Raw genomic sequence first — 23,313 nt, forward strand, 5'->3', positions numbered from 1 at the left:
TTTTCTTTGGGTTGGCGGTCTTCTCTGGCGAATACCTCCGTGGCAGCATCAGCGCATGCATCGTCGTCTCTTCCCCCGGACGCTCGCGCTGGCGGCGCTGGTGGCCGCCGCCGCCACGGCCGGCGCCCCGACCGCCACCGCCGAGTCGCCGACCCCCGCGGCGACCCGCCTGAACGCCACCATCGACGCGATCCTCGCCGACTCCCGGCTGGCCGGGGCGCAGGCATCGGTGGTCGTGAAGGACGCGGCCACCGGCGAGACCGTCTACCACCGCAACGGCGACCGCCGCCTGGTGCCCGCCTCCAACACGAAGCTGCTGACCTCGGCCGCGGCGCTCGAACTGCTCGGGCCCGGGCACCGCTTCGCCACCGAGGTGCACACCACCGGCACCCGGCGCGCGGGCCTGGTCTCCGGCGACCTCTACCTGCGCGGCGGCGGCGACCCGACCATGCTCGCCGCCGACTACGACGCGCTGGCCGCGCAGGTCGCCGCCAAGGGCGTACGGGTCGTCACCGGCAACCTGGTCGCCGACGACACCCGCTACGACAGCACCCGCCTCGGCCCCGACTGGACCTGGGACGACGAGCCCTACTACTACGCGGCGCAGGTCTCCGCCCTGACCGTGGCTCCCGACACCGACTACGACGCGGGCACCGTCATCGTGCAGGCCGCACCCGGCGCGAGCGCCGGCGCCCGCCCGGTCGTCACCACGACCCCGGCCACCGGGTACCTGAAGATCGACAACCGGGCCCAGACGGTCGCCGACGGGGAGACGTCGATCTCCTTCGAACGGACGCACGGCGGCAACACGGTCGTGGTCACCGGGCAGATCGCGCTCGGCGACGCGCCGGAGAGCGACTGGGTGACCGTCTGGGAGCCGACCGGCTACGCCGCCGACGTCTTCCGCTCCGCGCTGCGCAAGCACGGCGTGCGGGTGCTCGGCCGCACCGTGCTGGGCCAGGCCACCCCGGAGGACGCGGCCGAGGTGGGGCGGCACGAGTCGATGCCGCTGGCCCAGTTGATGGTGCCGTTCCTCAAGCTGTCCAACAACGGGCACGCCGAGGTGCTGACCAAGGAGATCGGCCGGGTGCTCTCCGGCACCGGCACCTGGACGGCCGGGCTGACGGCGATCAGCGAGTACGTCGCCGACGCGGGGATGGACACCGGCACGCTGCGCCAGCGGGACGGCTCGGGGCTCTCCCGGCGCAACCTGATCCCCGCCGACGAGTTCGTGGACCTGCTCACCGCCGTCCGGGCCGAGCCCTGGTTCGACACGTGGTACGCCGCCCTGCCGGTCGCCGGCGACGCGGACCGCTTCGTCGGCGGAACGCTGCGCAGTCGGATGCGCGGCACCCCGGCGGCGGGCAACGTGCACGCCAAGACCGGCAGCCTGACGGGCGTCTCCGGCCTCTCCGGCTACGTCACCGACGCCGACGGGCGGGTGCTCGCGTTCTCGATCCTGCTCAACAACTACCTGGCCTCGTCCGTGAAGGGGCTGGAGGACCAGATCGCGATCGCGCTCGCCTCGTACACCGAGAAGGGCGCCGCCGCGGCGCGGGTCGCGCCCCCGACGGCGCCCGACGCCCCCCGGGTCCCCGAGGGCCGTGAGTGCTCCTGGGTGAAACCCGTCGCCTGCTGACGGGCGGCGGGGCCCGGGCCGGGCCCCGCCGACGGGCCGGCGGGGCCGGGTGCGAGGGCCCCGCCGGCGCTCAGGCGCCCGGGCGCTGCGGCGGCTCGGCGGTCGGGTCGCCTTGCGCGATCAGCGCGGCGATGTCGGCGGGGCGCAGGCCGCGCTGCGCCAGCACCCGGACGCCCCAGCGGTGCAGCCGGCACGGGTGCGGGCTGGCGTCGTTGCGACAGACCGTCCCGCCGGACCAGCTTCGGGGCGCGTGCACCACCACCGCCCGGACGGCGAACTGCGCGTCCTCGGCGGTGACGTACAGCGGCAGCGGGATCTCCCGGAGCACCTCCCCGGACGGCTCCCCGGCGCCGCGTGGGGCGGGCGGACGGACGGTGCGGGCGATGGTGCTGCTCATCGGTCGAGCCTCCACAGAGGATTGTCGGACGTGGACAGCAGAAAGTTACGACACGACCAACGCAGCGCGACGGACAAACTGTCCCGACCCAGATGAACGACTCTGGTCAGGCTCGGACTTCGCCGGGTCAGCGGGCGGCGCGCTCCCGCAGCCGGGCCGCCGTGCGGCGGGCGTCGTAGTCGGGGGCGACCCCGTCGACGATCAGCGTCGCGCCCGGGATGTGCCGGGTGCGCAGCGCGATGATCTCCTGGTAGGCCGGCGAGTCGTACCAGGCCCGGGCGCGCTCCAGGTCGGGGAACTCCACGATGACCACGGTGCCGGGCCAGTCGCCCTCCTTGACCTCCACCTCGGCGCCGTGCACCCGGAACCGGCCCCCGAACGGGTCCAGCGTGGCCTGGATCCGCTCGATGTAGGTCAGGACGTCCTCGTTGATCTGCGGTGCGTACAGGTGGGCGAGCGCGAACGCGGGCATGGGGTCCTCCCCGTGGGCCGTTCCGCCCGGCCGGGTCGCCGGTGCGGTACGCCGAGTCTCGCGTCGGCGCCCGCCCGGCGTCGATTACCCACGGGGTAACGGCGACCCGCCGCCCCTGGTCAGAGGCGGTCGAGCACGACGACCGGGATGTCCCGGTCGGTCCTCGCCTGGTACTCGTCGTACGACGGCCAGATGGCGGCCATCGTGGACCACATCCGCGGCTTCTCCTCGGCCGTCGCGGTACGCGCCCGCGCGGTGAACCGCTCGCCGCCCACCTGCACCTCGACCAGCGGCTCGTCGAGCAGGTTCAGGTACCAGGCCGGGTGCTTCGGGTCGCCGCCCTGCGAGGCGACCACCAGGTACGCGTCGCCGTCGCGGCCGTAGATGAGCGCGGTGCGCCGCAGCTTCCCGCTGCGCCGGCCCCGGGTGGTCAGCAGCAGCGTGAAGACGCCCGGCCGCCACTCGTGGCCCTCGGCGCCGTCGGTGTCGACGTAGCGCCGGATGTGGTCGGCCACCCACCCCTGCGGGCTGTCCAGCACCTGCTCGCCCGACGTCATCCGCCCTCCCGTTCGTCCGCGTCGCTCCTCGTCGCGCTCACGCTACCCCCGGACGCGGCCGGCCACCGGGCGAACACCCAGGGCCTTCCGCGGGGTTCAGTGCCGCTGGCGGCGGTGCAGCCCGCGGCCGGGGTGCCAGCTCTCGATGACCAGGTGGTCCGGCGGATCGCCCACCCGGGTCAGGACGACCTCGGTCAGCTCGATCCGGAACCGGTGGGAGCCGTCGTCGCCGGGCGGCTCCTCGTGCGCCCGGCCGGCGATCTTCGCGTCGCCGCCCCAGGAGTGCGGATCGTCCTCGGGAGCGTCCTCCGTCGGGCAGTGCAGCGCCACCCGTGGGTCGCGGCGCAGGTCGAGGGCCTTGAGCGCGCCGGCCATGCTGCCCAGCCGCAGGTGCTCGGGGCCGAAGTCGAACTCCGTGCCGCTGATCCGGGGCGAGCCGTCCCGGCGCAGCGTCGCCATCGTGCCGTGCTTGCGGACCGCGAAGCGGGCACGCACCCGCTCGGCGAACTCGGGTTCCTCGCGGAGGAGGTCGGACCACCATGTCATGGGTCGAGCGTGGCAGCCAATCCGGACAACCCGTGGCGGCTTTCCTCAGCGGATCTCGAACCCGAGCGCCTGCGCGATCACCACGGTCTGCTCCGGGTCGACGATCGCCCCGGCCCGCTCCACGACGGTCGGGTCGAGCGCGGTCAGGTCGCTGCCGCGCAGGTCGGCGCCGGACAGCCGGGAGCTGTGCAGTTGCGCGGCGGAGAGGTCCACGCCGGTGACGGTGGCGCCGGTCAGGTTGGCCCCGGTGAGGTCGACCTCCCGCATCCGTACGTCGGTGATCCGCACGCCGCGCAGGTCGGCGCCGGGCAGCGCGACGAAGGACCAGTCGCCGCCGGAGATCGTCAACGGTCGCAGGTCGCACTGCGCGAACGTGCTGCCCACCAGCTTGCAGCCGGTGAACTCGGCCTCGAAGAAGTTGCACCGCTGGAAGGTGCACCGGGTGAAGGCCGAGTCGGTGTGCCGGGAGGCGTTGAACCGCACGTTGCCGAAGGTGCACCCGTCGAAGACCGCGCCCTGGCTGACCGCCTCGGTCAGGTCGACGTGGAAGAACGCGCAGCCGACGAAGTGCCGGTCCACCAGCTCCTCGCCGTACCAGTCCTCGTTGCGGAAGGTCGCGTCCTCGGTCAGCTCGGGCATCGGGCCAGGCTACTGAGCGGGTACGACATGTGTGGTGGCCGACCCTTCCGGTGCGAGGTACCGACTAGTAGGTTCGGCGGCGTGAGTGTGGCACGCAGCATCGACCCGGACCAGATCGGCTTCGACCCGGCGCGCCTGGCGCGGATCGACGAGCACTTCGGCAGGTACGTCGACGACGGCCGGCTCGCCGGCTGGCAGGTGGTGGTCACCCGGCGCGGCGAGATCGCCCACTCGTCGACGTACGGGCTGCGCGACGTCGAGGCGGGGGCACCCGTCGAGGCGGACACGCTCTGGCGGATCTACTCGATGACCAAGCCGGTCACCTCGGTCGCCGCGATGATGCTCTGGGAGGAGGGCCGCTTCGAGCTGACCGACGAGATCAGCCGTTGGCTGCCCGAGTTCGCCGACCTGCGGGTCTACAGCAAGGGCTCGGCCCTCAAGCCGTACACGGTGCCGGCGATCGAGCCGATCCGGGTCTGGCACCTGCTCACCCACACCGCCGGCCTGACGTACGGCTTCATGCAGACCTCGGTGGTCGACGGCCTCTACCGGGCCGCCGGCTACGACATCTACCCGCCGGCGGACGTCGACCTGGCCACCGCCTGCCAGGCGTTCGGCGAGCTGCCCCTGCTGTTCCAGCCCGGCACCGCCTGGGGCTACTCCGTCGCCACCGACGTGCTGGGCCGGCTGGTCGAGGTGGTCTCCGGGCAGAGCCTGGACGCCTTCTTCGCCGACCGGATCTTCCGCCCGTTGGGCATGACCGACACCCACTGGTGGGCCGACGGTGACGCCGCCGACCGGCTCGCCGCGCTCTACGCGCCGGACCCGCGCACCGGCCGCGCGTTCCGCTACGACAAGCTGGGCGCCCTGGCGTACGAGAAGCCGCTGCTGCTCTCCGGCGGCGGCGGCCTGATCTCCTCCGCCGCCGACTACCACCGGTTCACCCAGATGCTGCTGCGCGGCGGCGAGCTGGACGGGGCGCGCCTGCTGGGGCCGCGCACGGTGCGCTTCATGACCCGCAACCACCTGCCCGGCGGGCAGGACCTGGGGACCCTCTCCACCGGCGGCTTCGCCGAGACCACCTTCGACGGGATCGGCTTCGGGCTGGGTTTCGCGGTGGTGGAGGACCCGGTTCCCAGCCGGGTGCCGAGCAGCGTCGGCGAGTACTACTGGGGCGGGGTGGCGAGCACGGCGTTCTGGGTCGACCCGGCCGAGGAGGTCACCGCGCTGCTCTTCACCCAGCTCATGCCGTCGAGCACCTACCCGCTGCGGCCGCAGCTGCGCCAGCTCGTCTACTCCGCCCTGGTCGACTGAGCCGGCCGGGCACGGTCGGATCGCCGGTTACCGCACCGGCCGGGCCACCCGCTCCATAACCTGGGAGGCGGACGGCAACCCGGCGGGCGGGCAGGCAGACGGTCACCGCCCCGGCCGGACGGGGGCGGGAGGCGGTCATGAGCAACATCGTCGTGTTCGGGGCGGGCGGCACCGCGGGCTCGCGGATCACCGCCGAGGCGGTCGGCCGGGGGCACCGGGTCACCGCCGCGGTGCGCCGCCCGGAGGCCACCGCGTACCTGCCGCCGTCGGTCAAGCTGGTCACCGGCGACGCCACCACCGAACTGAGCGTGCGGGAGCTGGCGCCCGACACCGACGTCATGGTGGTGGCGATCGGCGGCGGGGAGCGCGGCCTCTGGCTCAACGCGGCGCGGACCCTGGTCGGCACGCTGCGGAACCTGCCGGCCGCGCCCCGGATCATCCACGTGGGCGGCGGGTCCACACTGCTCACCCCGAAGGGCACCCGCTACCTCGACGAGCCGGACTTCCCCGACGAGTACCGCAACGCCGCGCTGGGCCAGGCCGACGCCCTGGACTTCTACCGCTCGTCGGCCGACGGGGTGACCTGGACGTACGTCTCCCCGCCGCCGCTGGAGTTCCATCCCGGCGAGCGCACCGGGCACTACCGCACGGGCGGCGACCAGCCGGTCACCGACGACGAGGGCCGCTCGGTGCTCAGCTACGAGGACCTGGCGGTGGCGATCGTCGACGAGATCGAGACCCCGCGCCACACGAACGAGCGGTTCACCGCCGCGTACTGAAGGTGCCTTGGCTTACCCGGGTGACTGTCAGTCAGTCAGTCGGCGTGGGCGGGGCGCGGCGCGGCCGGCGGCGGGCTGGGCGGGGACGCGGGGGCGGACCGAGGGCCGCCAGGCGCGGCCGTTGGCGTAGATGATCCGGAAACCGAGGTACGACGCGAGGGGCGCCCAGTGCGCCGAGCCCATCCGCAGCTCGGCGGCGTTGTGCCGCTGCCCGTTGGCCAGCACGTCGAGCAGTACGGTTTCGAAGGCAGCCGATTCCACCCAGTCCACTTCCCGGGTGAAACCGCAGATCAGCGCCGCTCCCGTGGCGGCCAGGAAGTCCCGCAGCGCGGCGTCGGAGGCGCGCAGCACGGAACAGCTGCCGAAATAGAGCCGTCGGCCCTCGCAACGGCCGGCCATCAGTTCGGCGACGTCGGCGAGTTCGACGGATTCCCAGTCGGTGAGGCAGAGCCGGCTCGGTTCGCCGTGCATCGCGAAGAAGCCCACCCGGTGGTCGGCGTACTGCTTGAGCAACCAACGGTCGACGAAGTAGAAGAGTTCGTCGCGGGTCGCCGCGTCCTTGTGGATGAAGCGGATCTTCCCGAGCCGTTCGAGCAGTTCGAGGGTGGGCAGGACGGAGCCGCGTTCGTTGAGGTCCCGGTGCCACTGGCCCTCGACGCAGAAGACGCCACCGCGCGCCACGCCGCCACCTCCCCGTTCCCGCCGGCGCTGACGTTACCGCGTCGAACCGCCCGCGGAACATCACCCTCCGTGTCGCCGATTGCGACGCCGCGTGCCGTTCGCGGTTTTCTGCGGCCGGTTCGCAGCGATTGGGCGTTTCGCAAATGGGCCCGATGCCCGGGCAGGACCCCGGAACCGCCAATCGTGAGGACAATTCTCGTTATTGCCGCCAAAGGGCCGCCCAGGTGTCAGGGTGGAAACGCGGGACGCCCCGGTCGATGTCCCGAAAGCCACCCCAATCGCACTCCTATCGGGAGGACTTCTGTGCGCGTTAACACCCTGAAACGGGCGCTTGTCGCATTCGCCCTGGCGATGCCGGGAGCCGCGATCGCCACGGTGGTCGCCGCGCCGGCGGCCCATGCCGACGCCTGCTACACGTGGAACCGCAACCTCTACCAGGGGCGCTCCGGCGAGGACGTCCGCCAGCTACAGATCCGGGTCGCCGGCTGGGCCGGCAACCGGGACATCGTCGAACTCGACGGCCGCTTCGGGCCGAAGACCGCCGCCGCGGTCCGGCGGTTCCAGGCCGCGTACGGGCTGCGGGTCGACGGCGTCGCCGGGCCGCAGACGTACGCCAAGATCTACGAGCTGCAGGACAACGACTGCACCCCGCGGCACTTCAGCTTCGCGGAGATGGACGACGGCTGCGGCCGCGGCGGGTGGACCGGCGGCCCGCTGTCGGCCGCCCAGACCCGGCAGAACGCCCTGCAGACGATGTGGAAGCTGGAGGCGATGCGGCGCAGCCTCGGTGACAAGCCGCTCTACGTGAGCAGCGGCTTCCGCAGCCGCGCCTGCAACGACCAGGTCGGCGGGGCGTCGGACAGCCAGCACCTCTACGGCAACGCCGCCGACGTGGTCTCCCGCACCAGCTCGCTGTGCGAGGTGGCCCGGGACGCCCGCAACCGGGGCTTCAGCGGGATCTACGGGCCGGGCTACCCGGACCACGACGACCACGTGCACGTGGACTCGCGGCGGGAGAACGACAGCGACCGCACCTCGAACACCACCAGCTGGTCCGCGCCGGACTGCGGGATCGGCGCCGCCAACGCCCGAGCCGCCCAGGGAGAGACGGATCGGTAGGACGGGCACGGCGACGCCGGCCGGGAACGGCCGGACAGGTGGAACGCGCCGGCCGGGAACGGCCGGACAGGTGGGACGTCACGGCGACGCCGGCCCGGAGCGCGGATAGGGAAATCCCCGCGCCCCGGGCCGGCGTCGTGCTGCCCCGGGTCGCCGCGAGCCGGCCCGAGTCAGACCAGGCCGGCGTCGTGGACCAGCAGGGCGACCTGGACCCGGTTGTTCAGGTCGAGCTTGACCAGCAGCCGCGACACGTACGCCTTGACGGTGGCGACGCTCATGAACAGCTCGCCCGCGATCTCGGCGTTGGTCCGGCCCTGCCCGAGCGCGACGGCGACCTCGCGCTCCCGCTCGCTGAGCCCGGCGAGCTGCCGCAGCGCCCGCTCCCGGCGGAGGTCGGGGCCAGCGGGCGCGCGGGGGGCCGTCACGTGGTCGATCAGCCGGCGGGTCACCGCCGGGGATAGGGTGGCCTCCCCGGCCGCCACCCGGCGTACCGCCCGCACGATCTCGGCGGGCGGGGTGTCCTTGAGCAGGAAGCCGCCGGCCCCGGCCCGCAACGCCCGGAGCACCTGCTCGTCGGCGTCGAAGGTGGTCAGCACCAGCACCTCCGGCGGGTCGGGGGACGCCCGCAGCGCCTCGGTGGCGGCGAGCCCGTCGAGCCGGGGCATCCGGATGTCCATCAGCACCACGTCCGGCGCGCACGCGGCCACCGCGTCGGGCACCTCGCTGCCGTCGGCGGCCTCGCCGACCACGAGCACGTCCGGCACACCGCCGAGGATCATCGACAGCCCGGCCCGGACCAGCGCGTCGTCGTCGACGATCAGCACCCGCACCGGACCCTCGGTGGCGGCCGTCGCCGGCCCGGTCACGCCGGCCACGGCAGCCAGGCGGTCAGCCGGAAGTCGCCCGAGTCGTCCCGCCCGTGCTCCAGCCGACCGCCGGCCAGGCTGACCCGTTCGGCGATGCCGACCAGGCCGGTGCCCGCGCCGGGGATCTCCGGGCCGGTGATGGCGCCGACCGGCCACCGGTTGCGGATCTCCACGGTCAGCCCGTCGCCGGGGCCGCCGCCGACGTCGACGGTGACCGCGGCCCCGGCGGCGTGCTTGCGGGCGTTGGTCAGCCCCTCCTGCACGATCCGGTAGACGCTGCGCCCCGCCGCCGCGGGCACCTGTTCCGCCGCCGTGACCACGTCGCGGACGCTGACCCGCACCCCGGCCGACCGGGACTCCTCGATGAGCGCCGGCAGGTCGCCCAGGGTGGGCTGCGGGCGCTCCGGGTCCTCCTCGGCGGTGGTCTCCGCGCGGAGCACCCCGATCACCTCGCGCAGGTCCTGCAACGCGGCGTGCGCGCTGTCCCGGATCACGCCCGCCGCCCTCGCCACCTCCTCCGGCGCGGCGTCCGGCCGGAACTCCAGCGCTCCGGCGTGCAGGCTGAGCAGCGAGATCCGGTGCGCCAGCACGTCGTGCATCTCCCGGGCGATCCGGGTGCGTTCCAGGTGCCGGGCCTGGGTCACCCGCAACTGCTGCTCCGCCTCGGCCCGCTCGGCGCGCTCCCGCAGCGACACGACGAGCTGCCGCCGTGCCCGGACGAACATGCCCCACGCGAGCACGGAGAGGCTGAGCACCACGCCCCAGACGGTCGCCACCCAGTACGGCAGGTTTGGGTCGGGACGCAGGTAGCTGAAGAAGAAGTTGGTGACCAGACCGGCGGCGGTGATCCCCAGCGCGACGGCCGTGCGGCGGTGCACCACGACGGTGAAGTAGATGATCAGCAGCGGGACCGCCGACGCCATCGAGAAGGCGGTCAGTGGCAGGGTCGCGACGGCCAGCCCCAACGGCCACCGGCGCCGCACCCAGAGCAGCACGCAGCAGACGAGCCCGAGCAAGGCGTCGACCGGGACCATCCAGCGCTGCGGCAGTGGTGTCGCGAACTGCGGGTCGGGCCTGGCGGCGTCCGCCGTGACGAGCAGGACCCAGCCGAGGGCGAGCAGGAAGCAGAGGCTGTCGACGAGCCAGTCCCGGGTGGTCCGCCGACTCCGCCCGGCCGCCCCGGCGAGGGACCCCGGCAGCAGCCAGGGATGGTCGGGTACGGCCGCGCTGGTCACGCCGCCATGCTAGGCAGCCGCCCCGGACGCCGGCCAGCTACCAAAGTCGAGACCTCGACGTCGACCTAGGTAGCCGCCGGGCGAGACCCTCGGCCGCTGCGGACAGCCGGCCGGCGCGGGCAGCCTGACCGACATGATCGACGTGGAACACCTCACCAAACGGTACGGGCGGCACACGGCCGTCGACGACGTGTCGTTCCGCTGCGAGCCGGGCACCGTCACCGGCTTCCTCGGGCCGAACGGCGCCGGCAAGTCCACCACCATGCGGATGATCTGCGGCCTGACCCCGGCCAGCGGGGGCGGTGCCACGGTCGCCGGCCGGCCGTACCGGGAGCTGCCCAACCCGGGCCGGGAGGTCGGCGTGCTGCTGGACGCCTCGGCCCAGCACGCCGGGCGCACCGGGCGGGAGGCGCTGGCCGTCGCCGCCGCGACCATGGGCGTGGACCGCCGGCAGGTGGCCGCCACGCTCGACCTGGTCGGGCTGAACGCGGTCGCGGCCAGGCGCCGGGTCCGGGCGTACTCGCTGGGGATGCGGCAGCGGCTCGGCCTGGCACACGCGCTGCTGGGCGACCCGCGGGTGCTGATCCTCGACGAGCCGGCCAACGGCCTGGACCCGGAGGGGATCTTCTGGATGCGCGGCCTGCTGCGCGACTTCGCCGACCGGGGCGGCACCGTGCTGCTCTCCTCCCACCTGCTGCGCGAGGTGGAGGCGGTCGCGGACCGGCTGGTGGTCATCGGGGGCGGCCGGATCGTGGCCCAGGGCGACAAGGACGAGCTGCTGGCCGGCGGCGGCACCCTGGTCCGGGCGCGGGACGCGGCGGCGCTGCGCAGCGCGCTGGACCGGGCCGGGCTCCCGGTCACCGACGGCACCGACGGGCTGCTGGTCCGCGCCGACGCCGCGGCGGTCGGGCAGGCCGCCGCCGACGTCGGCGTCGCTCTCACCGAGCTGCGCGCCGCCGGCAGCGGCGGCCTGGAACAGCTCTTCCTCACCCTGACCGCCGGCGCGTCGACCCGGGAGGCCGTCCGATGACCACCACCACCGCCGCCACCCCGCCCACCGTCGCACCCCACCGTCGTCCGGCGGTACGCCGACCGTCGCTGCTCCGGCTCACCGGGGTGGAGCTGCGCAAGCTCGTCGACACCCGGGCCGGGCTGTGGCTGCTGATCACCATCGGGCTGCTCGCCGCCACCCTCGTCGTGGTCCAGCTCGTCTGGACGGCCGACGCCGACCAGACCTTCGCCAACTTCTTCCTCCCGACGCTGCTGCCGGTCGGGGTGCTGCTGCCGGTGCTGGGCATCCTGTCGGTCACCGCCGAGTGGTCGCAGCGCACCGCGCTGGCCACGTTCGCCCTGGTGCCCCGCCGCGGGCGGGTGATCGCGGCCAAGCTGGCCGCGATGGTGCTGGCCGCCCTGGCCTCGGTGTTGGTCAGCCTCGGCGTGGCCGCCGCGGGCACGCTGGTCGCCGGGGTCACCGGCGGCGCGGGTACCTGGCGCTTCGAGGGGTCGCTGCTGCTGCACGCGGTGGTGCTCCAGGTGGCCAGCGTGCTGATGGGCGCCGGCTTCGGCCTGCTGCTGCTCAACACGCCGCTGGCCATCGTCGGCTACCTGCTGCTGCCGACCCTCTGGTCGATCCTCGGCGGGCTGATCCGGCACCTGGAGGGTCCGGCGGGCTGGCTGGACACGGGCCGCACCATGGAACCGCTGTTCACCCCGGACGTGACCGCCGGGCAGTGGGCGCGGCTCGGCGTGTCGCTGCTGGTCTGGCTGGTCGTACCGCTGGTCGCCGGGCTGGTCCGCACGCTGCGCCGCGAGGTGTCGTGACGGTGGTCGGCCACGGCGCTCCCACCGTCGTCGACGGCGGCGTGGCGGAGCTGGCGCTGTTCTGGGGCGGCTTTCCGGCGCTCGGGGCGGGTGCCGGGTGGCTGCTCGCCGCGGGCGCGGGGTGGCTCGCCGAGCTGCCCTGGGCCCCGGCGCAGAAGCTGTTCGGGCTGGTCTCCGGGCTGCCCGACCCGCAGGCGAGCATCGGCGGGCTGGCGGTCGGCGCGCTGGGCGGCCTGCTGGTCGCCGCCATCGGCACCGCCGAGCGGCTCGCCGTCACCGTCGGCGCCGAGCGGGTGGCGCTGCGCCGCGGCGGCACCCGCCGGGAGGTCGAGCGGCGGGGAGTGCGGGCGGTGTTCCTCGACGGCAGGGACCTGGTGCTGCTCGGCCCGGACGACGGGGAACTGGTCCGGGAGAAGTCCGACCTGGCCCCCGACCGGCTGCGCGCCGCCTTCCGCGCGCACGGCTGGCCGTGGGCGGAGGCCGACCCGCACCGGGACGCGTACCGGCGGTGGGTGCCGGGGCTGCCCGGCCTGCCCGTCGGCGCGGACGCGCTGCTGCGGGCCCGGCAGAAGGCGCTCGACGACGACCGGGGCGGCGAGGCCCGGGAGCTGCGCGGCGAACTGGCCCGCTCCGGGGTGGTGGTCCGGGACGAGCGCAGACGGCAGTACTGGCGGCTGACCCGGTCGGCCGTGCGTAACCGGCCGGAGGACGCGACTTCGCCTGAGCCGGAGGTCGACGGACGGTAGCGTTGCCTTCGACGGGGCCCTGGGCACGGGGAGCGCGCGATGACCGAGCAGCAGCCGTACCGGGTGGTGACCCGGCACCCCGGCTTCGAGCTGCGCCGCTATCCGCCGTACCTCGTCGCCGAGGTGCAGGTCGAGGGAACGTTCGAGCAGGCCGCCCGGGACGGCTTCCGGCCGCTGGCCGCGTACGTCGGGGGTGCCAACCGGCCCCGCGCCGCGAGCGGGAACGCGGCGCGGGAGGCCGGCCCGGAGACGATCGCGATGACCGCGCCGTACCTCCAGGAGGAGGCCGACCGGCCGGGCTGCTGGCTGCTGCGGCTGGTGCTGCCGGCGGCCTGCGCCCCCGACACGCTGCCCGAGCCGACGGACCCCCGCGTCCGCACCCGGCAGGTCCCCGCGCAGCTCGCCGCCGCGGCCCGGTTCCGGGGCCGGTGGACGGCGCGGGCGTTCGACCGCCGGGCGACCGCGCTCGGCCGGGCGGTCACCGCGGCCGGGCTGCGCCCCACCGACGCGGTCCGGTACGCGCGCTTCGACCCGCCGTGGAAGCCCTGGTTCCTGCGCCACAACGAGGTGGTGCTGCCGGTCGCCGAGTGAGCCCGTGCCGCACCCCGGCACGGGCGTCCTCGTTGGAGATTTACCCGCGTCGTTCGCGGGTACCGGCAGGGGACGCACGGGTGACCGCCCGGGCGGGTTCGGAAGGGGGACGACGATGACCTCCGCGGGAAGCGCCGCGGGCGGCGGCGGCACGGGCATCTTCCGCCGCAAGCCGGTCGAGGAGATCGCCGACGAGCGCGGCGGCGGGCTGGCCCGATCCCTCGGCCTCTGGCAGCTCACCGCCATCGGGGTGGGCGGCATCATCGGCGCCGGCATCTTCGCCCTGGCCGGGGCGGTGGCAAACGAGACCGCCGGCCCGGCCGTGCTGATCTCGTTCCTGATCGCCGGGCTCGCCAGCGCGGCCGCCGCCCTGTCGTACGCGGAGTTCGCCGGCATGATCCCGAAGGCCGGCTCGGCCTACACCTACGGGTACGCGGTGCTCGGCGAGGCGGTGGGCTGGTTCATCGGCTGGGACCTGCTGCTGGAGTACACGGCGATCGTGGCCGTGGTGGCCATCGGCATCTCCGGCTACTTCTCGTTCCTCGTCACCGAGCTGGGGGCGGAGCTGCCGGCCTGGATGCTGGGCGCCCCGGGCACCGGCGACGGGCACGTGGTGGACCTCTTCGCGGTGATCCTCTGCCTGTTCATCGCGTTCCTGCTGAACCTCGGCATCAAGTCCGCTGCCCGCTTCGAGACGTTCGTCGTCGCGTTGAAGGTCGCCGTGGTGCTGCTGGTCATCGTGGTCGGTTTCTTCCACGTCCACACCGCGAACTACTCGCCGTTCTTCCCGTTCGGGCTGAGCGGGGCGTTCACCGGCGCCGCCACGGTCTTCTTCGCGGTCTTCGGCTACGACGCGATGAGCACCGCCGCCGAGGAGTCGAAGGACGCCCGCCGGCACATGCCCAAGGCGATCCTCTACTCGCTGGCCATCTCGATGGTCCTCTACGTGCTGGCCACCCTGGTGCTGACGGGCATGCAGAACTACCGCGACATCGACCCGGAGAGCGGCTTCTCCTCCGCGTTCGCCTCCGTCGGCCTGTCGGGCCTGGCCAGCGTGATCGCCGTCGGCGCGATCATCGGCATCCTGACCGTGATGTTCACCTTCATGCTCGGCGTCACCCGGGTGTGGTTCTCGATGAGCCGGGACGGCCTGCTGCCGGGCTGGTTCGCCAAGGTGCACCCGGTCCGCCGGGTGCCGAGCCGGGTCACCTGGATCGTCGGCGTCGGCTCAGCCCTGATCGCGGGCTTCCTGCCGATCCGGGAGGCCGCTGAGCTGACCAACATCGGCATCCTGCTGGCCTTCGTGGTGGTCTGCGTCGCGGTGATCGTGCTGCGCTACCGCCGCCCCGACGCGCCACGCACGTTCCGGCTGCCGGGCATGCCGGTGGTGCCGGCGATCGGCGCCCTCTTCTCCCTCTGGCTGATCACCTTCCTCGCCCCGGTGACGTGGCTGCGCTTCGCGGTCTGGTTCGTGCTCGGCGCGCTGATCTACGCCTTCTACGGCTACCGCCGCTCGAAGCTCGCCCGGCGGGGCTGAGGACGGGCCACCGACGCCAGCAGTTCGTCGAGGGCGTCGACCTCCGCCCAGCCGTTCACGGCGATCCCGCCGGCGGCGTCGACGGTCACCTCGACCCGGTCCGGGCTGTGCGACACCGCGTCGAGCAGGCCCGGGAAGCGGTCGTTGAGCAGCACGAACTCCTGGTTGGTGGAGCCCACCCAGGGTCGCCGGGTGTCGAGCCGGTCGGCCAGGAACGGCCCGGCGACGAGGAGGTCGGTCGCCGCGAGCAGCGCCGCGACGTCGTCCCGACCGGCGTCGACCGCCTGGTCCAGCTGTGCTCTGGTGTAGCCGGTGAAGGTCATCACCGAGCGCCCGGCGGCGCGTACCCCGGCGGCGACGGTCGCCAGCGGGGCCGCCTGGTCGAAGGGCTCGCCGCCCAGCAGCGTCAGCCCCTCGGTGCCGGCGTCGAGCACCCGCCGCACCAGGTCGGCCGGGGCCACCCGCTCGCCGCCCCGGAAGCTCCACAGGTGCGGGTTGAAGCAGCCGGGGCAGCGGATGGCGCAGCCCTGCACCCAGACGGCGGTGCGCTCGCCCGGCCCCTCGGCCCGGGTGGCGCCGAGGAACCGGGCCACGGCGACGGTCTCCGCCCCGCCCGCCGCGCGGGGCGCCGGGCCGAGCGCCGGCTCGGGTACCGCGCCGGGTGCCGGGGAGCTCTCAGACATCGAGGACCCGGCCGAGCGGCGGTTGCTGCCCCGGCGCCGGGCTGGCGGGCGGGGCGCAGACCAGGACGTCCCGCAGGCGCGCGTACTCGTGGGGGGCCAGGTTGGCGGCGGCGGCGAACTCGGCCAGGCTGCCGAACCCGCCCCGCCGGTCCCGCTCGGCCAGCACCTGCCGGGCACGGTGCGGGTCGAAGCCCGGCAGCGCGGCGAGGTCGTCGTGGCCGGCGGCGTTGACGTCCACCGGCCCGGAGGGCCGGGCCGTGACCGGTTGGCCGGGCCGGGGCACGGGAGCCGCGACCGGTCCGGTCCCGTAGTAGTCGACGGGCTGGTACGGCACCATCGTCGGGTCGGCCGGCGGCTGCGACCCCGCCGGTACGGGCGGGTGGGTCGGCGCGGAAGGCGGGTACGCCGGCGCCGACGGATATCCGGGCGGCCCCGGCGGAAAGGCCGGCGACGCGGGCGGGTACGCCGGCGACGCGGGCGGGTACGCCGGCGACGCAGGCGCGTGGACCGGCGCCCCGGGCGGGTAGGGCCCGGTGGCGGGCGTGAACGCACCGGCGGGGGCCGCCCCGGGGGGCGGGGCCAGCGGGCCGGGCGGGTACGGGCCGCCGGGCCACGGCGCCCCCGGCTGCGGGGCGTACCAGGGGCGGTAGCCGGCCCGCCAGCGCAGCCACGCCGAGTTGACCAGCAGGGCGTGCAGGATGCCGGCCGCCGTGACGGCCAGCAGCGCGCCGACGGCCCAGTCGCTGGCGGCGGCCTCCTTGTCGGTCTCGCCGACGACGACGAAGGCGGTCCAGCCCACCACGGTGTAGACGATGCCGGGGATCCACCAGGCCGGCCGCCCGGCACGGAGCCCCACGTAGATGAACCCGAAGCCGCCGAGGCAACTGCACCCGAACAGCGGCAGCAGCAGCCACCAGCTGTGCAGCAGCCGCCACCTCAGGCTCCCCACCGGGCCGGCCGGGCCCGGGGCGGTCGGGTGCGGCCAGCCCGGGCTAGGCGCGCTCGACATCGCGTTGCTCCTGCCGTTCGGTCACGGCGGCGCGGGCGTGGTCCGCCGTGTACGCGCTGCTCACCGCCCGCGCCGCCAGCAGGTCCTCCAGCACGGCAACGTAGTCGAGACAGCGGTCGCCGAGCACGTCCCGGGTCTCGGCGCTCACCACGCCCTCGCTGGAGACGGTGACCACGATCCGCGGCTGCCCACTCATCAGGACCTGCCCTCCACGGCGAACACCAGGCGGACGCTCGCGTCCTCGGTGACCTGCTCGGACTCCAGGCGCAGGCCGGCGACGGGGGCCTGCTCGCGCAGCCGGGCCAGCACGGCCCGCTGGACCTGCCGACCGTAGGCGGCGTCGATGGCCCGCACCACCTCGACCGCCCGCTGCTCGTCGACCTCACCGGTGAAGTGCGCCGCCCAGACGCCGTCCTCGCCGCGCCGGAAGCTCGCCCGCACGCCGGCCCACTCCGCGGTGATCGCGTCCCCGTCGGTGCCGACCACCGCATCCGTGTCGCGCAGCGCCGCGGCGAGCAGCGTCTCGTCCCGCATCCGGGTCTGCACCTGGCAGACGACGCGGCCCTCCCGGTCCCGCCCCGCGGTGGCGCCATGGGTCGCGGCGACGGCGGCGACGGCCAGCGGCAGGAGTATCAGTGAGACGCTCATCGGGCACCTCTCCTTCCAGTCGAGGCACACACTAGAACTCGACCGCTCGTCCGCCCTGCCCCCGCTGCGGGGGAGGGCCGGGGCGGGAGCGCGGGCCGCCGGGACGGCCGCCGAGGTCCCAGTCCTCGGCCGCGGTGGCGGCGACGGCACGGGTGTCGGCCCAGGAGCGTACGGAGTCGATCCGTTCCGCCTGGGTGACGCTGAGCGGCACCATACTGACCAGCGCCCGGACCAGGTCGTCGCGGCGCAGCGGACGCCGCTCGGCGAACGCGTCGAAGAGGCCGCCGACGACGGCCTGCTCGATCTCGGCCCCCGAGTAGCCCTCGCTGAGCCCGGCCAGCTCGCCGAGCAGGGCGTCGTCGAGGGCCAGGCCACCGGCGACGGCCGGGTTGCGCAGCCGCCGGGCGAGGTGGACCCGCCAGATCGACGCCCGCTCCGCGCGGGTCGGCAGGTCGACGAAGAAGATCTCGTCGAAGCGGCCCTTGCGGAGCAGTTCCGGGGGCAGCCCCTCGAAGTCGTTGGCGGTCGCGATGACGAAGACGGGCCGCGTCTTCTCCTGCATCCAGGTCAGGAAGGAGCCGAAGACCCGGGCGGAGGTGCCGGAGTCGCCGGCGCCGCCGGCGAAGCCCTTCTCGATCTCGTCCACCCACAGCACGCACGGCGCGGTCGCCTCGGCCGTCCGGATGGCGGTGCGCATGTTCTGTTCGCTGGACCCGACGAGCCCGGCGAAGACCCGGCCGACGTCCAGCCGCAGCAGCGGCAGGCCCCAGGCCGCGGCGATCGCCTTCGCGGTCAGCGACTTGCCGCAGCCGGGCACGCCGGTGATCAGGACGCCCCGGGGCGCGGGCAGCCCGTACGCCGCCGCCTCGGCCAGCCAGGAACCGTCCCGCCGGGCCAGCCACCGCTTCAGGTTCTCCAGCCCGCCGACGTCGGCGAGGTCGACGGTGACGTCGACGAACTCCAGCAGCCCCGACTTGCGTACGGTCTGCCGCTTCTCCTCGTGCACCACGGCGAGGTCGCCGTCGTCGAGCACCCCGTCGTTGACCATGGCGCGGGCGAACGCGTTCTCCGCCTCGTGCAGGGTGAGCCCGAGCGCGGCCTTGGCGAACCGTTCCCGGCCGAGGTCGTCCAGGCCCATCCGGATCCGGCCGCTGGCCGAGTTGGCGGCGATCATCCCGTCCAGCACCCGCCGAATCTCCGCCTCGGTGGGCAGCGGGAAGTCGACGATGGTCACGTCCTTCTCCAGCTCCACCGGGATGTGCAGCACCGGCGAGACGAGGACGAGGGTGCGCGGCACCGGCCCGGCCTTGAAGGCCGCCGCCAGGTCCCGCAGCCGGCGGACCACCCCGGGGCCGCCCCGCTGGTAGCCGCCGTGCGCGGGGTGCAGGTCCTTGAAGATCAGTACGCTCGGGTGGTCGACCCGCAGCGCCGCGTCGAGCGCGTCCGCGGGGTCGGTCGTGCCCTTGCGGGCGACGCCGTCGGGCTGCACGAGCCCCGTCGTCTGCGACCAGGTCCACACCGCGCGGGGCGTGCGGACCGCGAGGGCGTCCTGGGCGACCGCGCAGACCTCGGCGACAACCCGCTGTTCCTCGAACGACTCGACGTAGAGGATCGGGAAGCGCGCCTTGAGCAGTTGTGACAGCGCGACCCGGAACGGCACCACCGTCGATCCCTCCCCCACACCGCGCACTTGAGCAGCGCAGACTCTAACAGCCGGAGAGATCGGCACCCGGTGGCCGATCAGGCGCGGAATCTCTGGCCCCCGGCCGCGTCGACTGCCCTGCCCGCCCAGTGGCCGCGTGGGCCGGAGCGGGTTCCGCACGAAGATCGCCCGCCCGCTACCGTTCCCGGTCGGGGAGGTGCCGCCGATGTACGTGGTGTCCGTGATCAACTACAAGGGCGGGGTCGGCAAGACCACCGTCACCGCCAACCTCGGGGCCGAACTGGCCAACCGGGGCATGAAGGTGCTGCTCATCGACCTCGACCCGCAGGCCAGCCTGACGTTCGGCTTCTACGAACCCGACGACTGGCGGGAGCGGCTGCGCGACGGCCGGACGGTGAAGCGCTGGTACGACGGGCTGCGCGGGGACACCCCGGCGGTGACCCTGGGCGAGCTGGTCGTCTCCCCCGGGCCGGCCAACGCGCGGCTCACCGGCGCCGGCCGCCTCGACCTGATCGCGTCCCATCTCCAGCTCGTCGACATCGACCTGACCCTGGCCCGGGGCGTGGCCGACGGCGAGGAGTACGACGCCGAGCTGTTCCGGGTGCGCGGCTCCCTCGCCGAGGGGCTGCACGACGACGCGCTGGGCGGCTACGACCTGGTGCTCATCGACTGCCCGCCGAACTTCAACGTGGTCACCCAGTCGGCCATCATCGCCAGCGACCACCTGCTCATCCCCGCGAAGGCGGACTACCTCTCCACGCTGGGCATCGACTACCTGCACGGCAACGTCCGGGAGCTGGTCGACCACTACAACGCCGACGCCCGCCGGTTCGCCACCACCCGCCGGCACCACAAGGTCGCCCCCGGCGTGGCCGGGGTGGTGTTCACCATGATCCAGCTGATGGCGCAGCGGCCGATCGCCGCGCACCAGGGCTACATGGACCAGGTCCGCGCGCTCGGCCTGCCGGTCTTCCCCACCGCTTTGCGGGAGAACGTCACGGCGTTCGCCACGAACACCCCGCGCGGCGTGCCGGTGGTGCTGCGCGACCGGATCACCACCCCGGTGGTCCGCGACGAACTTCGTCAGCTCGCCACGGAGTTCCTCGAACACCTCCAGCCCGAGCGGGTCGTGGCGTGACCGGGCCGGGTCGCGACGTCACCGACCTGCTGACCGCGCTGCTACGGGACCTGCCGGCTGCCGACCTCGCCGCCCTGGTCGAGGGGCGTGCCCGGCTCGCGGTGGTGCCGCTCGACGGGGCCGCGCCCGGTCCGCCCACCGCCGCGCGCCCGGTGCAGCACGCCCGTCGGGCCGCCGTACCCCCGCGTCCGGCCGGCCAGCCGGCGGGCCGGTCCGGCCCACCCGCGGATCCGGCCGGCCGGCCGGCACGTCCGGTCGCCCCATCCGCGGATCCGGCGGGCCCGGCCGCGCGGTCCGCCCGGCGGGCGGTGCCGGCGACCGACCCGGCCCGTGCCCGCGCCGCGCTGGCCGCCATGTCCCGCCGCGCCGACGGTACGGCGTACCTCTCCGGCTGGACCGCCCGCGACCTGCGGGCGCTGGCCGCTGGCCTGGAGCTGCGGGGCGTCGCCGGGCTGCGCAAGGCGGACCTGGTCGACCGGATCGTGGACCGCACCATCGGCTTCCGCCTCGACTCCACCGCCATCCGCCGCCGCTGAGTCGGCCTGCGGGCCGACGCTGGGCCGGCGCGCGGGCCGACCGGTGGGCCGCCGGCCCCTAGGCTGGCCCGTACCGGGGTCGAGGAGGTCGCATGGACAGGTGGGTGGCGCTGTTACGCGGGGTCAACGTCGGCGGTGCGAAGGTCGGCATGGCCGACCTGCGCCGGCTGGTAGCCGGCCTCGGGCATGACGACGTGAAGACCTACCTCCAGAGCGGGAACGTGGTCTTCGGCAGCACCGTGCGCGACGCCGACGCGTTGGCGCGGGGCATCGAGCGGGCGATCGCCGACGAGCTGGGGCTGACGGTGCCGGTGCTGGTGCGCGGCGGCCGGGAGTTGGCGGCGGTGGCCGGCGGCAACCCGTACGCCGACGGGGAGGACGACCCGACGCGGCTGCTGGTCGCCTTCCTCGCGACCGCACCCAAGAAGTCCGCCGTGGACGCGCTGACCGTGCCCGGCGGCGAGAACGTCGCGTTCACGGTCACCGGGCGCGAGGTCTACCTGCACTACCCCGACGGCGGCTACGGCCGGTCGAAGTTCACGAACAACTACCTGGAGAAGAAGCTCGGCGTCGTGGCGACCACCCGCAACTGGCGGTCGGTGCGCGCCCTCGCCGAGCTGGCGACACCCTGACCCGACCGGGCATGGTCGGGGCGCGCCGCCCCCTGTCAGCGGCGCGCCCCGAGCGGATGCCGGGGACCGGTCAGCTCAGGTCGACCCGGATCAGGTTGGTGCCGCGGGTGGTGAAGAGGGCGCGCACGCCGTCGGTGACCACCTCCGGGGCGCCGAACCAGGACTGGTTCAGCCCGTCCGCCAGCACCGTCAGCGTCGGCTGGCGGCGGCCCACCGGCACGGTCCAGAGGCGGGTGCCGTCGACGCCGAAGACCCGGTCGTCGATGACGGCCAGCTTGCCGCCGGCCGCGCCGACGTCGATCCGCCAGAGCACCTCGCGGGTACGCGAGTCCAGCGCGAAGAGTTCGCCCTCGCTGGTGACGCCGACCAGCACCCGGCCGATCAGCTTCAGGTCCACGATGACGCCGCCCGAGGTGGGCTCGACGAGCCAGGCCAGGCGCTCGCTGCCGTACTCGAAGTAGCCGAGCCTGGCCCGGCTGGTCGTCGGGGTGGTCCCGTAGCCGTTGCGGATGCTGCCGCCGAGGAAGACGCCGTGCGGGTCGGGGCAGAGCGACTGCACGGTCTGGTCCGGCAGGATGCCCCGCCAGCTGCGGATCCGCTGCCCGTCGTAGATGTTGAGCGCGCCCTCCCAGCGGCCGTAGTCCGGTTCGGTGGACATCAGCACCAGGCCGCGGCGCCGGTCGACGGTCAGCGACGTCGGGCGGGTCTGTTCCTGCCCGGCGTCGACCCGGGCCACCTCGGTGGCGGCCCGTCCGTCGACGGGCAGGGTGAGGTAGCGGGCCAGCGTGTAGACGCCCATGTGCACCACGCCGCCGTACGTCTCCATGTCCTTCGCCTCGCCGCCGAACGGCACCCGGAAGGTGTCGAAGGCCGCAGTGGCCTCGGTGGAGACGACCTGCACGCCGAGGGTGCCGCCGACCACGATCCGGTCGCCCGCGTGGCAGAGGGACATCGGCCGTTCGGGGGTGGGGGCGAGGTCCGGCGAACTCATGTCCAGCGCCTCGGTGGTGCGGGTGTCGAGGTCGTAGAAGATGCCCCCGGCGGTCTGCACGGCCCAGAGCCGGCCGTCGTCGAGGAAGCCGATCCGGACGTTCGACGCCTCCGCGATCGGGACGCCGACCAGGGTGGGCGCGGTGTCGCCGAGCCGGAACCGGTAGAGCGAGCCGCTCGGGCGGGTGGTGTAGAAGATCTCGTCGCCGCGGCTGGTGATGCCGACGACGAACGAGTCGTTCGGGGTCTTGAGGATCTGGTGGCGGCTGTGGTCGCGGGTGTCCACGACGAGGATCTCGGCCGTGGGCGAGATGCCGACGACGAGGTGGTCGCCGGCGAGGTGGCAGACCGCGCCGAAGGTGCGGTCGCGCAGTTCGGCGGGGAGGATGTCGGCGCGGGTGCCGGTGGCCCGGTCGTAGGCGACGAGCCCGGCGTGGGACCCGATGCCGCAGTAGACGGTGGTGTCGGTGGCGACCAGGTCGCGGACGTAGGTGTCGTCGGGATCCATCCGACCGTGGTCGGTGGCCCGGTCGGTCGCCGGGTCGTACTCCCAGAGCTTTGCCGAGGGGTAGGTGCCGACGAAGACCCGGCCGTCCGGGGACGCCTTGACGGTCCAGCCGACCTCCTCCTTCAGGTCGAGCACCCGGGTCACCTCCAGGGTGACGGTGTCCACCTTGAACAGCAGGCCCGGGGAGTACGAGGAGACGAAGAGGTCGGTGCCGACCGCGTCGATGCCCCACAGGCCGGGTACGCCGGGGATGAGGGCGGTTTTGGTGATCCGTCGCTGGGTCAGGTCGTACGCGGCCACCCGGGTGGGCAGGATCTGCCGGGTGGCGAACCAGATCTCGTTGCCGACGCGGACGCCGTTGCCGAAGTTGAGCACCCGGGAGGCCGCGCCGAGGTCGGTGATGGCGACGTCGAACGTCTCGCCGGGTTCGCCGTCCGGGGCGGCGAGGGCCGCCCGAGGAGATACGGCTGCCGCCGTTACCGCACCGAGCCCGGCGAGTAGTGCCCGCCGCGAGAGATTTCCCGACATCATGCGCCCTTCCGGCTGGGTTCACCCTGAGACGACCAA

26 protein-coding genes are annotated in these 23,313 nt (G+C 74.2%); 12 read left to right on the top strand and 14 right to left on the bottom strand.

The features are described 5' to 3' along the window. Positions 1–55 precede the first annotated feature (55 nt). Positions 56–1,639 (top strand): D-alanyl-D-alanine carboxypeptidase/D-alanyl-D-alanine endopeptidase, encoded by a 1,584-nt coding sequence (gene dacB, locus ABT006_RS04595; protein WP_350702920.1) that lies wholly within the window; start codon positions 56–58, stop codon positions 1,637–1,639. A 70-nt stretch (positions 1,640–1,709) separates the two neighbouring features. Here dacB and ABT006_RS04600 read toward each other — a convergent pair whose 3' ends face one another. The 5 genes from ABT006_RS04600 to ABT006_RS04620 all read right to left on the bottom strand — a co-directional run bounded on the left by ABT006_RS04600 (position 1,710) and on the right by ABT006_RS04620 (position 4,250). Further along, positions 1,710–2,036, bottom strand: coding sequence for a hypothetical protein (locus tag ABT006_RS04600; RefSeq protein ID WP_350702922.1), 327 nt, complete (start codon positions 2,034–2,036; stop codon positions 1,710–1,712). A 127-nt stretch (positions 2,037–2,163) separates the two neighbouring features. Then, positions 2,164–2,508: a DUF1330 domain-containing protein gene (locus ABT006_RS04605; RefSeq protein WP_350702924.1), complete on the bottom strand. Its 345-nt coding sequence runs from the start codon at positions 2,506–2,508 to the stop codon at positions 2,164–2,166. A gap of 119 nt (positions 2,509–2,627) precedes the next feature. After that, a complete protein-coding gene (locus tag ABT006_RS04610; RefSeq protein WP_350702926.1) occupies positions 2,628–3,065 on the bottom strand; it encodes a nitroreductase family deazaflavin-dependent oxidoreductase in 438 nt (145 codons plus the stop codon). A gap of 96 nt (positions 3,066–3,161) precedes the next feature. After that, positions 3,162–3,611, bottom strand: coding sequence for a pyridoxamine 5'-phosphate oxidase family protein (locus tag ABT006_RS04615; protein WP_350702928.1), 450 nt, complete (start codon positions 3,609–3,611; stop codon positions 3,162–3,164). Between the two features lie 45 nt (positions 3,612–3,656). Beyond that, entirely contained in the window at positions 3,657–4,250 is a 594-nt protein-coding gene (locus ABT006_RS04620) for a pentapeptide repeat-containing protein (protein WP_350702930.1), read from the bottom strand. 81 nt (positions 4,251–4,331) lie between these two features. Here ABT006_RS04620 and ABT006_RS04625 point away from each other — a divergent pair, with 81 nt between their 5' ends. Together ABT006_RS04625 and ABT006_RS04630 are read left to right on the top strand one after the other, a co-directional pair. Continuing rightward, positions 4,332–5,564 (top strand): serine hydrolase domain-containing protein, encoded by a 1,233-nt coding sequence (locus tag ABT006_RS04625; protein WP_350702932.1) that lies wholly within the window; start codon positions 4,332–4,334, stop codon positions 5,562–5,564. Between the two features lie 137 nt (positions 5,565–5,701). After that, positions 5,702–6,343 (top strand): NAD(P)-dependent oxidoreductase, encoded by a 642-nt coding sequence (locus ABT006_RS04630; protein ID WP_350702934.1) that lies wholly within the window; start codon positions 5,702–5,704, stop codon positions 6,341–6,343. Positions 6,344–6,370: 27 nt separating this feature from the next. Here the strand turns inward: ABT006_RS04630 and ABT006_RS04635 are convergent, their stop codons facing one another. Further along, positions 6,371–7,024, bottom strand: coding sequence for a DUF6642 family protein (locus ABT006_RS04635; RefSeq protein WP_350702936.1), 654 nt, complete (start codon positions 7,022–7,024; stop codon positions 6,371–6,373). 303 nt (positions 7,025–7,327) lie between these two features. On the opposite strand from ABT006_RS04635, the gene ABT006_RS04640 reads away from it, so the two are divergent. Continuing rightward, positions 7,328–8,143, top strand: a complete 816-nt coding sequence (locus ABT006_RS04640; protein WP_350702938.1) for a D-Ala-D-Ala carboxypeptidase family metallohydrolase — start codon at positions 7,328–7,330, stop codon at positions 8,141–8,143. 170 nt (positions 8,144–8,313) lie between these two features. On the opposite strand, the gene ABT006_RS04645 is transcribed toward ABT006_RS04640, so the two are convergent. Together ABT006_RS04645 and ABT006_RS04650 are read right to left on the bottom strand one after the other, a co-directional pair. Beyond that, complete coding sequence (locus ABT006_RS04645; protein ID WP_502890863.1) at positions 8,314–9,027, bottom strand: response regulator; 714 nt, start codon at positions 9,025–9,027, stop codon at positions 8,314–8,316. Beyond that, the gene (locus ABT006_RS04650; RefSeq protein ID WP_350702943.1) at positions 9,006–10,244 is read right to left on the bottom strand and encodes a sensor histidine kinase; all 1,239 of its coding nucleotides are present in this window, start codon (positions 10,242–10,244) and stop codon (positions 9,006–9,008) included. The genes ABT006_RS04645 and ABT006_RS04650 overlap by 22 nt, the downstream gene beginning before the upstream one ends. Positions 10,245–10,377: 133 nt before the next feature. Between ABT006_RS04650 and ABT006_RS04655 the strand changes: the two genes are divergently transcribed. The 5 genes from ABT006_RS04655 to ABT006_RS04675 all read left to right on the top strand — a co-directional run bounded on the left by ABT006_RS04655 (position 10,378) and on the right by ABT006_RS04675 (position 14,939). Next, positions 10,378–11,274: an ABC transporter ATP-binding protein gene (locus tag ABT006_RS04655; RefSeq protein WP_350702945.1), complete on the top strand. Its 897-nt coding sequence runs from the start codon at positions 10,378–10,380 to the stop codon at positions 11,272–11,274. Beyond that, entirely contained in the window at positions 11,271–12,065 is a 795-nt protein-coding gene (locus ABT006_RS04660; RefSeq protein WP_350702947.1) for an ABC transporter permease, read from the top strand. Before ABT006_RS04655 ends, ABT006_RS04660 begins: the two co-directional genes overlap by 4 nt. Continuing rightward, positions 12,062–12,811 carry a YqeB family protein gene (locus ABT006_RS04665; RefSeq protein ID WP_350702949.1) on the top strand — a complete coding sequence of 250 codons (750 nt, stop codon included), beginning with the start codon at positions 12,062–12,064 and terminating at the stop codon, positions 12,809–12,811. Before ABT006_RS04660 ends, ABT006_RS04665 begins: the two co-directional genes overlap by 4 nt. Before the next feature lie 39 nt (positions 12,812–12,850). Then, complete coding sequence (locus ABT006_RS04670; RefSeq protein ID WP_350702951.1) at positions 12,851–13,402, top strand: SOUL family heme-binding protein; 552 nt, start codon at positions 12,851–12,853, stop codon at positions 13,400–13,402. Between the two features lie 115 nt (positions 13,403–13,517). Continuing rightward, positions 13,518–14,939, top strand: coding sequence for an amino acid permease (locus ABT006_RS04675; protein ID WP_350702953.1), 1,422 nt, complete (start codon positions 13,518–13,520; stop codon positions 14,937–14,939). Here the strand turns inward: ABT006_RS04675 and ABT006_RS04680 are convergent. From ABT006_RS04680 to ABT006_RS04700, 5 genes are read right to left on the bottom strand one after another with little or no spacing between them, the layout of a single operon-like run. Then, positions 14,906–15,622: a 4Fe-4S single cluster domain-containing protein gene (locus tag ABT006_RS04680; protein WP_350702955.1), complete on the bottom strand. Its 717-nt coding sequence runs from the start codon at positions 15,620–15,622 to the stop codon at positions 14,906–14,908. The genes ABT006_RS04675 and ABT006_RS04680 overlap by 34 nt on opposite strands. After that, positions 15,615–16,631: a ComEA family DNA-binding protein gene (locus ABT006_RS04685; RefSeq protein ID WP_350702957.1), complete on the bottom strand. Its 1,017-nt coding sequence runs from the start codon at positions 16,629–16,631 to the stop codon at positions 15,615–15,617. The genes ABT006_RS04680 and ABT006_RS04685 overlap by 8 nt, the downstream gene beginning before the upstream one ends. Then, positions 16,615–16,827, bottom strand: a complete 213-nt coding sequence (locus ABT006_RS04690) for a DUF2997 domain-containing protein (protein WP_350702959.1) — start codon at positions 16,825–16,827, stop codon at positions 16,615–16,617. Before ABT006_RS04690 ends, ABT006_RS04685 begins: the two co-directional genes overlap by 17 nt. Continuing rightward, positions 16,827–17,279 (bottom strand): hypothetical protein, encoded by a 453-nt coding sequence (locus ABT006_RS04695; RefSeq protein ID WP_350702960.1) that lies wholly within the window; start codon positions 17,277–17,279, stop codon positions 16,827–16,829. Before ABT006_RS04695 ends, ABT006_RS04690 begins: the two co-directional genes overlap by 1 nt. A gap of 31 nt (positions 17,280–17,310) precedes the next feature. After that, on the bottom strand, positions 17,311–18,960 hold the full coding sequence (locus ABT006_RS04700) for a Ycf46 family AAA ATPase (RefSeq protein ID WP_350702962.1): 1,650 nt from the start codon (positions 18,958–18,960) through the stop codon (positions 17,311–17,313). A gap of 187 nt (positions 18,961–19,147) precedes the next feature. Between ABT006_RS04700 and ABT006_RS04705 the strand changes: the two genes are divergently transcribed. The 3 genes from ABT006_RS04705 to ABT006_RS04715 all read left to right on the top strand — a co-directional run bounded on the left by ABT006_RS04705 (position 19,148) and on the right by ABT006_RS04715 (position 21,248). Then, positions 19,148–20,080 carry a ParA family protein gene (locus tag ABT006_RS04705; RefSeq protein ID WP_350702964.1) on the top strand — a complete coding sequence of 311 codons (933 nt, stop codon included), beginning with the start codon at positions 19,148–19,150 and terminating at the stop codon, positions 20,078–20,080. After that, complete coding sequence (locus ABT006_RS04710) at positions 20,077–20,616, top strand: hypothetical protein (protein ID WP_350702966.1); 540 nt, start codon at positions 20,077–20,079, stop codon at positions 20,614–20,616. Before ABT006_RS04705 ends, ABT006_RS04710 begins: the two co-directional genes overlap by 4 nt. A gap of 92 nt (positions 20,617–20,708) precedes the next feature. Then, positions 20,709–21,248, top strand: coding sequence for a DUF1697 domain-containing protein (locus ABT006_RS04715; protein ID WP_350702968.1), 540 nt, complete (start codon positions 20,709–20,711; stop codon positions 21,246–21,248). Between the two features lie 70 nt (positions 21,249–21,318). Here ABT006_RS04715 and ABT006_RS04720 read toward each other — a convergent pair whose 3' ends face one another. Next, complete coding sequence (locus ABT006_RS04720) at positions 21,319–23,274, bottom strand: hypothetical protein (RefSeq protein ID WP_350702969.1); 1,956 nt, start codon at positions 23,272–23,274, stop codon at positions 21,319–21,321. Between the last annotated feature and the right edge of the window lie 39 nt (positions 23,275–23,313).

Source organism: Micromonospora sp. NPDC002717, assembly GCF_040295705.1.
GTDB lineage: Bacteria > Actinomycetota > Actinomycetes > Mycobacteriales > Micromonosporaceae > Micromonospora.